The 9,759-nt window shown below is 69.9% G+C and carries 7 protein-coding genes; 4 read left to right on the top strand and 3 right to left on the bottom strand.

The window, feature by feature from the left end; translation table 11 throughout:
- Nucleotides 1–113: 113 nt before the first annotated feature.
- Nucleotides 114–1,937 (bottom strand): phosphoenolpyruvate carboxykinase (GTP), encoded by a 1,824-nt coding sequence (locus AB0H32_RS43660; RefSeq protein WP_361133749.1) that lies wholly within the window; start codon nucleotides 1,935–1,937, stop codon nucleotides 114–116.
- Nucleotides 1,938–2,217: 280 nt separating this feature from the next.
- Between AB0H32_RS43660 and AB0H32_RS43655 the strand changes: the two genes are divergently transcribed.
- From AB0H32_RS43655 to AB0H32_RS43640, 4 genes are all read left to right on the top strand, one after another.
- The gene (locus tag AB0H32_RS43655) at nucleotides 2,218–2,931 is read left to right on the top strand and encodes a hemolysin III family protein (protein ID WP_361133747.1); all 714 of its coding nucleotides are present in this window, start codon (nucleotides 2,218–2,220) and stop codon (nucleotides 2,929–2,931) included.
- Between the two features lie 110 nt (nucleotides 2,932–3,041).
- Nucleotides 3,042–4,610 carry an MFS transporter gene (locus AB0H32_RS43650; protein WP_361133744.1) on the top strand — a complete coding sequence of 523 codons (1,569 nt, stop codon included), beginning with the start codon at nucleotides 3,042–3,044 and terminating at the stop codon, nucleotides 4,608–4,610.
- On the top strand, nucleotides 4,607–5,248 hold the full coding sequence (locus tag AB0H32_RS43645) for a TetR family transcriptional regulator (protein ID WP_361133741.1): 642 nt from the start codon (nucleotides 4,607–4,609) through the stop codon (nucleotides 5,246–5,248). The genes AB0H32_RS43650 and AB0H32_RS43645 overlap by 4 nt, the downstream gene beginning before the upstream one ends.
- Before the next feature lie 33 nt (nucleotides 5,249–5,281).
- Complete coding sequence (locus AB0H32_RS43640; protein ID WP_361133738.1) at nucleotides 5,282–6,007, top strand: Mut7-C RNAse domain-containing protein; 726 nt, start codon at nucleotides 5,282–5,284, stop codon at nucleotides 6,005–6,007.
- A gap of 68 nt (nucleotides 6,008–6,075) precedes the next feature.
- Here the strand turns inward: AB0H32_RS43640 and AB0H32_RS43635 are convergent, their stop codons facing one another.
- Both AB0H32_RS43635 and AB0H32_RS43630 read right to left on the bottom strand, forming a co-directional pair.
- Nucleotides 6,076–8,478 carry a galactose oxidase early set domain-containing protein gene (locus AB0H32_RS43635; RefSeq protein ID WP_361133735.1) on the bottom strand — a complete coding sequence of 801 codons (2,403 nt, stop codon included), beginning with the start codon at nucleotides 8,476–8,478 and terminating at the stop codon, nucleotides 6,076–6,078.
- Nucleotides 8,479–8,509: 31 nt separating this feature from the next.
- Nucleotides 8,510–9,724: a glycosyltransferase family 2 protein gene (locus AB0H32_RS43630; protein ID WP_361133752.1), complete on the bottom strand. Its 1,215-nt coding sequence runs from the start codon at nucleotides 9,722–9,724 to the stop codon at nucleotides 8,510–8,512.
- Nucleotides 9,725–9,759: the final 35 nt, after the last annotated feature.

The following is a 9,759-nucleotide window of genomic DNA, read 5'->3' as shown; positions in this document are numbered from 1 at the left end:
GCCCGGTCGACCCGCACAACGGTGTGCGGGGCCCTCGGCGGTGTCACCACGGCCGGCCGTGACGATCGCTGGTCAGGGCATCCCAACCGGCCGTGGAGTCTTTCTCGCGGGTCTCAGCCCAGGCGCTCGACCAGCGCCCGGTACTGGTCCCACAGCTCCTTCGGCGTGTGGTCGCCGAAGGTGTTGAGGTGCTCGGGGACGAGGGCCGCCTCCTCGCGCCAGACGTCCTTGTCGACCGTGAGCAGGAAGTCGAGGTCGGACTCGGACAGTTCGAGGCCGTTGGTGTCCAGCGCGCCCTTGGCCGGCAGCACGCCGATCGGGGTCTCGACGCCCTCGGCCCTGCCGTCCAGCCGCTCCACGATCCACTTCAGGACGCGGCTGTTCTCGCCGAAGCCCGGCCAGACGAACTTGCCCTCGTCGTTCTTCCGGAACCAGTTGACGTAGTAGATCTTCGGCAGCTTGGACTGGTCCTTGTCCTTGGCCACGTCGATCCAGTGGGCCATGTAGTCGCCCATGTTGTAGCCGCAGAACGGCAGCATCGCGAACGGGTCGCGGCGCAGTTCGCCGACCTTGCCCTCGGCGGCGGCGGTCTTCTCGCTGGCCACGTTGGCGCCGAGGAAGACGCCGTGGTTCCAGTCGAAGGACTCCGTCACCAGCGGCACCGCGCTGGCGCGGCGGCCGCCGAAGAGGATCGCCGAGATCGGCACGCCCTTCGGGTCCTCCCACTCGGGCGCGATGATCGGGCACTGCGAGGCGGGGACCGTGAAGCGGGCGTTGGGGTGGGCCGCCGGCGTCTCGGACCGCGGCGTCCAGTCGTTGCCCTTCCAGTCGGTCAGGTGGGCCGGGGACTCCTCGGTCATGCCCTCCCACCAGACGTCGCCGTCGTCGGTGAGCGCCACGTTCGTGAAGACGGCGTTGCCCCACAGCGTCTTCATCGCGTTGGCGTTGGTGTGCTCGCCGGTGCCGGGCGCGACGCCGAAGAACCCGGCCTCGGGGTTGATCGCGTACAGCTGGCCGTCCTCGCCGAACCGCATCCAGGCGATGTCGTCGCCGATGGTCTCCACGGTCCAGCCGGAGATCGTGGGCTCCAGCATGGCGAGGTTGGTCTTGCCGCAGGCGGAGGGGAAGGCCGCGGCGACGTACTTGGACTCGCCCTGCGGCGGGGTGAGCTTGAGGATCAGCATGTGCTCGGCCAGCCAGCCCTCGTCGCGGGCCATGACGGAGGCGATGCGCAGGGCGTAGCACTTCTTGCCGAGCAGCGCGTTGCCGCCGTAGCCGGACCCGTACGACCAGATCTCGCGGCTCTCCGGGAAGTGGGAGATGTACTTGGTCTTGTTGCAGGGCCAGGGGACGTCCTCCTGGCCGGGCTCCAGGGGGGCGCCGAGGGTGTGCACGGCCTTGACGAAGAAGCCCTCGTCGCCCAGCTCGTCCAGGACGGCCTGGCCCATGCGCGTCATCGTGCGCATGGAGACGGCGACGTAGGCGGAGTCCGTGATCTCCACGCCGAGCGCGGACAGCGGGGAGCCGAGCGGTCCCATGCAGAACGGCACGACGTACATGGTCCGGCCGCGCATCGAGCCGCGGAACAGGCCCTTCTCACCGGAGAAGATCTCCCGCATCTCGGCGGGGGCCTTCCAGTGGTTGGTCGGGCCCGCGTCCTCTTCCTTCTCGGAGCAGATGAAGGTCCGGTCCTCGACGCGCGCGACGTCGGTCGGGTCGGATGCTGCGTAGTAGGAGTGCGGGCGCTTGATCGGGTCGAGCTTCCTGAAGGTTCCCTTGCGGACGAGCTCCTCGCTGAGGCGCTCGTACTCGGCCTCGGATCCGTCGCACCAGACCACATTGTCGGGCTGGGTCAGTTCGGCGATCTCGTTGACCCACGAGATCAGTTCCTGGTGGTTGGTGGGGATGCCGGTGGGAGCCGCGATGTCGCGCGCCACGATTGCTCCTAATTGAGGGATTTTTTGTCTTGTCGCCCCGTGGGGGCTGCGACCCGGACGCTTCGTAGCCGCTCATCCGGTGCCGACCGCACTCATTTGATCATCCGATTCTAGTGCGCATCTGTCCAGAGGGCATCACAGGTGAGCGACGTGAGGAATGCCACGGTTTCCGTGATTCTTTGCGTCCACATGGAGTTCAACGGAAGGACTTTTTGCGTTGTGCGCGTTCATCAGAGCGTGCTGACACGCGACTTACGGAGCCGTAGGTACCATGCCCCGCATGACTGCGTCCGTCCCCGACGCGCCCACGGACACGCCGGCCGCCGGCCGCGGTCCCACCGCGCCCTCCGAGTCGCACCCCGCCAAGCCCAGGCTCCGCGGCTGGCTGCATCTCGGCATGTTCCCGGCCGTGCTCGTCGCGGGCCTCGTACTCACCGCCCTCGCCGACTCCAGCAGAGGCCGTATCGCCTGCGGGATCTACGTTCTGACGGCATGCCTGCTCTTCGGGGTCAGCGCGCTGTACCACCGGGGCAACTGGAGCCCGCGAATGGACGGCATCCTGCGCCGCCTCGATCACGCCAACATCTTCCTGATCATCGCGGGCACCTACACGCCGCTGACCATGCTGCTCCTGCCCGGCGCCAAGGGTCAGTGGCTGCTGTGGGGCATCTGGGCCGCCGCCGCCGCGGGCATCGTCTTCCGTGTCTTCTGGGTCGGCGCACCGCGCTGGCTCTACACCCCCTGCTACATAGCGATGGGCTGGGCAGCCGTCTTCTTCCTGCCCGACTTCATGCGCACCGGCGGCATCGCCGTCCTGGTCCTGGTGATCGTCGGCGGCCTCCTCTACAGCGCCGGCGGCGTCATCTACGGCATCAAGCGCCCGAACCCGTCACCGCGCTGGTTCGGCTTCCACGAGGTCTTCCACTCCTTCACCCTCGCCGCGTTCGTCGTCCACTACGTCGGCATCTCCCTGGTGGCGTACCAGCACGCATAACCCGTCCGCTCCTCCCGCACCTGGCCACGGCTCGCGAGCCGTGGCCATTTTCTATGCTGACAGCAGATCGAGATTGACAGAACCTATATTTTGATAGCTACTCTCATTTCATGACCACTGTCACGCACACCGACGACACCTGGCACGACCGCCGCCGCTGGTGGGCCCTCGGGGCCCTGGTCGCGAGCATGCTGGTGCTCGGCTTCGACATGACGATCCTCAACGTGGCCCTGCCGACCATGGCGGAACAGCTCGGCGCCACCACCGGACAGCAGCAGTGGATGGCGGACGCGTACGTCGTCGTCTTCGCGGCCCTGATGCTCCCGGCAGGGCTGCTCGGCGACCGGTTCGGGCGGCGGCTGATGCTGATCACCGGGCTCGTGATCTTCCTCGTCGGTTCCCTGCTCGGCGCCCTGGCCGGCGAGGTGGACCTGGTGATCGCCGCCCGCGCGGTGATGGGCGTCGGTGCCGCGCTGATCACGCCGCTGGCGATGTCCGTGCTGCCGTCGCTGTTCACCCCCGACGAGCAGGGCAAGGCCCTCGGCCTCGTCTCCACCGGCTCGGCACTGGGCCTGCCGCTCGGACCGATCATCGGCGGCTGGCTCCTCGACCACTTCTGGTGGGGCTCGGTCTTCCTGATCAACGTCCCCATGGTCGCGATCGGCATCCTCGCCTGCGTCCTGCTGCTGCCCGAGACCCGCGACCCGGCCTCCCCCAGGGTCGACAGCCTCTCCACCGCGTTCACCACCGGCGGGCTCGGCGCCCTCATCTACGCGATCATCGAGGCCCCCGACCGCGGCTGGGGCGACCCGCTGGTCCTCGGCATGTTCGCCGCGGCAGCCGTCCTGATCGCCGGGCTGGTGCTGCGCTCGCGCCGAGTGCGGCGCCCCATGCTGGACATGAGCCTGCTCGCCCAGCGCGGCTTCCTGTTCAACACCGTCGCCGCGACGCTGGTGATGTTCGTGCTGTCCGGCCTGATGTTCGTGCTGCCGCCCTACCTGCAGGCCGTTCTCGGCAACGACACCCTCGGCACCGGCGTCCGGATGCTGCCGATGGTCCTCGGCCTGTCCGTCGCCGCGAAGTTCGCTCCCCCGCTCGCCACGCGCTTCGGGTCACGCGCTTCGGTCAGCGCGGGCCTGGTCGTGCTGGCCTTCGCCGCCCTGCTCGGCAGCCGTACGACGACCGGCTCGGGCTACGGCTTCACCGCCCTGTGGCTCTCCGTCGCGAGCCTCGGCTTCGGCTTCGCACTGGTGCCGGCCATGACCGCTGCCCTCGCGACCCTGCCCCGGGACCGGGCCGGCAGCGGCTCCGGCCTGCTGATGACCCTGCGCCAGGTCGGCTCCGCGATCGGTATCGCCCTGCTCGGCAGCCTGCTGGCCAACGTCTTCCGCGACCGTCTGGACGTGACCGGCCTGCCCGCACCGGCCGCCCACACCGCCGGGGACTCGGTCGTCGCCGCGCACGTGATCGCCCAGAAGACCGGATCCGCACACCTCGCCGCCTCCGCGAACACCGCCTACGTCCACGGCATGGGCGTGGTCCTGCTGGTGTGCGCCGTCGCGGCCCTGGTCTCTGCCCTGCTGGCCGCGGCGCTCCTGCCGAACACCCCGGTCGCGCGACGCACGGAAGGCGAAGAGACCCCGGTCGTGGCCGAGCCCGTGGGGAATGCCGGACAATGACGGGCATGACGGCAGCACAATCCCCCGCCTCCCCCGCCGACCGGCCCCGTCTCGGTCTGCGCGAACGCAAGAAGATCAAGACCCGGGAGGCGATCCGCGCGGCGACGTACGCCCTGATCGAGGAACAGGGCTACGACGCCACGACGATCGACCAGATCGCCGAGCGGGCGGAGGTGTCGCCGTCCACCGTCTTCCGCTACTTCCCCACCAAGGAGGACATCGTCCTCACGGACGAGTACGACGCGCTCCTGCTGGAGGAACTGCGCGCCCGCCCCTCGGACGAGCCGCTGACGGACTCCCTGCGGTACGTGGTGCGCAAGGCCGTCACGCTGGGCATGAACGAGGGACCCGAGGTGGCCCGGCTGCGGACACGCCTGACCGCGGAGGTCCCCGCCGTGCGCGCCCGCATGATCGAGAGCATGTCGGCCACCGGCCTGCTGCTGCGCCGGGCCGTCGCGGAGCGCTCGGGTCTGGCGGAGGACGGCCTGGAGGTGCGGGTGTACGCGATGTCCCTCATCGGCGGTCTGATGGAAGTCTCCATGTACTGGGCGGAGAACGGTCACCAGGGCGACCTGGCGGACCTCATGGACCGTGCCGTGGACGTCCTGGCGCGCGGCCTGCCCACCGGAAAACCCTGAGGTTCCGGCCGTCGGCCGTGCCATGCTGGCCAGGTGAACCGTCCCGAGATCCACGTCGAAGTCGCCCCCGCCCTGTACCTGTTCGTGCCGCCCGCACGGCGGGCCGGCGCCACCGCGCTCGGCACGGACGGCGTCTCGACCCTCGGCCACGTGATCGAGTCCCTCGGCATCCCCCTGACGGAGGTCGGCGCGCTGGTGGTGGACGGCCGCGAGGTGCCGACGTCCCACATCCCGGCCGCGGCCGAGCGGGTCTCGGTCCGCGCGGTGGAACGCCCGCAGCAGGTCCCCGGCGCCCCTCTCCGCTTCCTCCTCGACGTCCACCTCGGCACCCTCGCCCGCCGTCTGCGGCTGCTCGGCGTGGACACGGCGTACGAGTCGACCGACATCGGCGACCCGGCGCTGGCCGCCCGCTCGGCGGCGGAGAAGCGGGTCATGCTCAGCCGCGACCGGGGCCTGCTGCGCCGCCGCGAGCTGTGGGCCGGCGCCTACATCTACAGCACCCGCCCCGACGACCAGCTCCGGGACGTCCTCGACCGCTTCACCCCCGACCTGCGCCCCTGGACCCGCTGCACCGCCTGCAACGGCATGCTGAAGGAGGCCACCAAGGAAGAGGTCGCCGACCAGCTCAAGGGCGGCACGCAGCGCTCGTACGACGTCTTCGCCCAGTGCACGGACTGTGGCCACGCGTACTGGAAGGGCGCGCACCACGACCAGCTGGAAGCCATCGTGGAACGCGCCCTGAGGCTGAGCGCCCCGTAGGGGCGCGGGGAACCGCGCGGGCAACCACACGCTGCCCGCACCCGCCGTCCGACGGATCCCGCCTCCGGCTAGCGCCTCGTCACATCTCCCCTCCCGCACGCGACCTTGTCCCCGTTGCGGTCCAACCCCAGGGGATCATCACCGCCGTTGACCCGCAGCCGCCCGTAGTGGTTCTGCTCCAACCAGCTGCAGCGTGCCGCGGCCGTCCTCTTCACCTGCGGCGGGAACACCGTGGGCACGCACACGTTGACCGAGCCGTAGTGCCGGTCGCACCCGGAGATCGTGGCGCTGACCTCCTGCGAGGACCGCTTCCTGCCCGGCCCCGACGTCACGCCCTTCAGACCGTCCGCGAACGAGTGGACGTGCGCCGAGGCGGCGGAGGCGCTGAGCGCGGCCGGGCCCTGCAGGTGCACCCACCTGGCCACCGACGGCACCCCGTTGGCGTCCACCGCGAAGAGCATGTACCAGCCGGGCGGAGCCAGGTCGGGGTTGCTCGTCACGTTCAGGTCGACGTTGTTGCCGTCGACGGACAGCGGCAGGTCGACGAAGCGCTGGTTCGGGTCGGAGGAGTGGGTGACCGCGGCCGGGCGGATCAGCTCGGCCTTGGCGACGGGCCGGTCGACGGTGATCCGCTGGGTGTCGCCGTACTTCCACTCCTGGTTGATCACCGAGGTGATCGTCGGCCGGGTGCCCTTGTAGAGGTAGGGCGGGGTGTAGATCGACACGTTGTGGTTCCAGGTGCCGTTGCCCGGGTTGTCGCCGGTGGCCATCACCCGGCCGTCGGGCAGCAGGAACGCCGAGGAGTGGTAGCCGCGGGACTCGGGGTCGGCGGCGACGGGGTCGAAGGTGTTGGCGTCCGGGTCGTAGATCGAGGACTCGTACACCGGGTTGGCGCGGTTGTGCAGCGCGCCGCCCGTCTCCAGCACCTTGCCGTCGGGCAGCAGCACCGCGGAGACGTACATCTTGCCCTGGTTGCCGGTCTCCGGCTGACGGCCGTTGCCGAGGTCGACCGTGCCCTGCGGGACCGGCGGCCCGGCGATGTACGACGGGTTCGCCTGCTTGAGGTCGATCAGGTCGGTCAGGCGGCCCGCGTCCGGGTTGGAGTCGATGTTGCCGCCGCCGATGGTGAGGACCTTCTGGTCCTGGGCCGGAGGCAGCAGCACGCTCGCCGACTGGTCCCGCTCGTCCTTGTTCTGCAGCCCCGGGATCTGGGTGACGGTGTTGGCGCCGTAGTCGTAGATCGCCGAGCCCGTGCCGGGGATGTTGTTGCCGAAGACATGGCTGCCCGAGTAGAAGAGACGGCCGTCCTGCATCAGGATCATCGACGGGTACAGGCCCCAGTACGACCAGGTCTGGTTGACCTTCGACAGCGGCAGCCACTGCTGGTCCTTGTCCGACCACAGCTCGGCGGTCACCGAGCCGGTGGAGTCCTCGCGCAGGCCGCCGAAGGAGATGACGTCACCGTTGCCCAGCTCGGTCGCCGAGGGGTACCAGTGGCCGTCGTTGAGGTCGTTGGTCCTGCTGTAGGTCTCGGTCTTCGGGTCGAAGATGTACGAGTCCTTGAACCCCTCGTAGCCGTGCCCGCCCGCGACCGGATAGGCCTTGTTGCCGCTCATGACGAGCACCCGCCCGTCCTGGAGTTGCACATGGCCCGCGCAGAACATGTCCTTCGGCGTCGGGACGACCTTGTAGGTGCCGTTCGCCGGGTCGTACACCGCGCTGGTGAAGGTGCCCGCGTTGAAGTTCTCCTCGCTGTTGCCGGAGCCTGCGATCAGCAGCACCTTGCCGTTGTTGAGGACGACGGAGTGCATGGAGCGGACCGGGTTCTGCGTCGGCAGCACCGACCAGCTGCCGTTGGCGCACTGGTCGTCGGTGCCCGTGCACTGGGCGGGCGGGAGGGTGTCCGGGACCTGCTCCATGGTGTAGTCGTCGGTGGTCGCCGAGCCGGTGCCGTAGACGGAGACGCCCCAGGTGATCCGGTCGGTGCCGGCCGGGACCTCGGGTGTGCGGACCGTGGCCTGCGTCCACGCGTTCGCCATGTCCAGGGTCTTCAGGTCGGTCCAGTACTGCCAGCCGGCGGTGGCGTCGTGCCGGAAGAGCGTGATGTTGGCGTCGGGTGTCGTGGTCTTGTACCAGAGCCCGAGGTCGTACTGTCTGCCGACGCTCACCACCGGCGCGCACGCGCTGGACTCGGTGATCAGGGCCTTGCGGTCGCCGTCGGCCCGGCGGGTCAGCGTGACCTTCATGGCCTTCGCACCAAAGTGGGCGTCGGAGGTGGTCTCGAAGCTGAAGTCGTTGTCGCCCCAGCCGGACTTCTCCCAGCAGGACGGCATGCCGTCCGTGCCGGCGGTCTCGAAGCCCGGGTTCTGCACCAGGTTCGCGGCCTGGGCCGGCTGCGGTGCGGTCAGGAGCAGACCGGTGGTCAGGGCCCCCACCCCGACCAGCGCGGTCCGTCTGCGGCGCTTGTTCACACGGCTCTCCTTGCGGTTGTACGGCTGTGCTTCATCGAGCTGACGAAGGGGCGCGACGGCGGCGCGGGAGATAGACCAGCGCTTCGGTCCCCACGAAGCGCAGGACGAACGTCAGCACCAGCGCGAGCGCGGTGGCGGACAGCGCGCCCATGCCGAACCGGTCGACGAGCAGCGCGATCAGCGGGATGCGCAGCACCAGGTCCGCGTTGGCGAGCAGCGCGAACCGGCCCAGCCGGTCCCACCACCGGCGGTGCGCCCGCCGGTCGCGGAACAGCAGCTGCTCGATGAGCAGGAAGTTCCAGGCGACACCGAGCTGGTTGGCGAGGATCTCGGCGAGCACGATGGGGGTGCCCCCGTACGAGCTCATTCGAGCATGGGGGAGCAGCCCGGGCACGGTCAGTGCCCACAGGCCGACCAGGTTGGGCACGAAGCCGCTCGCCCCGATCAGACCGAAGCCGACCATGCGGGCGACGGGCGAGGCGGTGCGCAGCCCTGCCAGGTGGCGCAGGAAGCGGAAGCCCTCCTGCGCGCTCGACTTGGACTCCCCCGCGAACCGGTCCTGGAAGACGAACGGCACCTCGGCGACCTGCCGTGGCCGGCTGCGTACGGCCAGTTCCAGGAGGATCTTGTAGCCGAGCGGCTTCAGGTCCTCCGCCGTGACCGCGCTGCGCCGGATGGCGAAGAAACCGCTCATCGGGTCGCTGATGCCGTGCAGCCTGCGCGGGAAGAGCGCCTTGGTCAGCCAGGTCGCGCCGCGGGAGACGGCCACCCGGTAGCTGCCCGCGAGACCGGCCCGGCTGCCGCCCTTGATGTACCGGGAGGCGACGACGAGCCCCGCGTTCGCCCGCTCGCCGGTGGCCACCAGCTCCGGTACCAGGGACGGCGGATGCTGGCAGTCGCCGTCCATGACGACGATCCACTCGGAGGTCGCCGCCTTCAGCCCCTCGACGACCGCCCCGCCGAGCCCGCCGACCGGTTCCTCGCGGTGCAGCACGGCCACCGGGAACGGGCAGTCCTGCGCGGCCTCGCGGATCACCTCCGGGGTGTCGTCGGTGGAGTCGTCCACGAAGACGACCTCGCAGGGCAGCCGGGCGGGAACCGACTCGGTGATCTGGCGCAGCAGCTGCCGGATGTTCGCGGACTCGTTGAACGTCGGGACGACGATGGTGACGGCGCCCGGCTCGGGCACCTCATTCTTTGGCTCGCTCCGCCTCCGGGGCGCTCCAGCCGGTGCCGAGTGGGCGATCGTGCTCAGCCCTTCGGGCCTCCGCGCGTTCGCCC

It is taken from the genome of Streptomyces sp. NPDC020362, assembly GCF_040642095.1.
In the GTDB taxonomy this organism is placed as follows: domain Bacteria; phylum Actinomycetota; class Actinomycetes; order Streptomycetales; family Streptomycetaceae; genus Streptomyces.
This window is presented reverse-complemented; position numbering and strand designations above follow the sequence as displayed.

Bases quoted from the DNA above. Each gene is read 5' to 3' on its own strand.
- AB0H32_RS43655 (WP_361133747.1), top strand. From the start codon at position 2,218: ATGACTGCGTCCGTCCCCGACGCGCCCACGGACACGCCGGCCGCCGGC.
- AB0H32_RS43650 (WP_361133744.1), top strand. From the start codon at position 3,042: ATGACCACTGTCACGCACACCGACGACACCTGGCACGACCGCCGCCGC.
- AB0H32_RS43645 (WP_361133741.1), top strand. From the start codon at position 4,607: ATGACGGGCATGACGGCAGCACAATCCCCCGCCTCCCCCGCCGACCGG.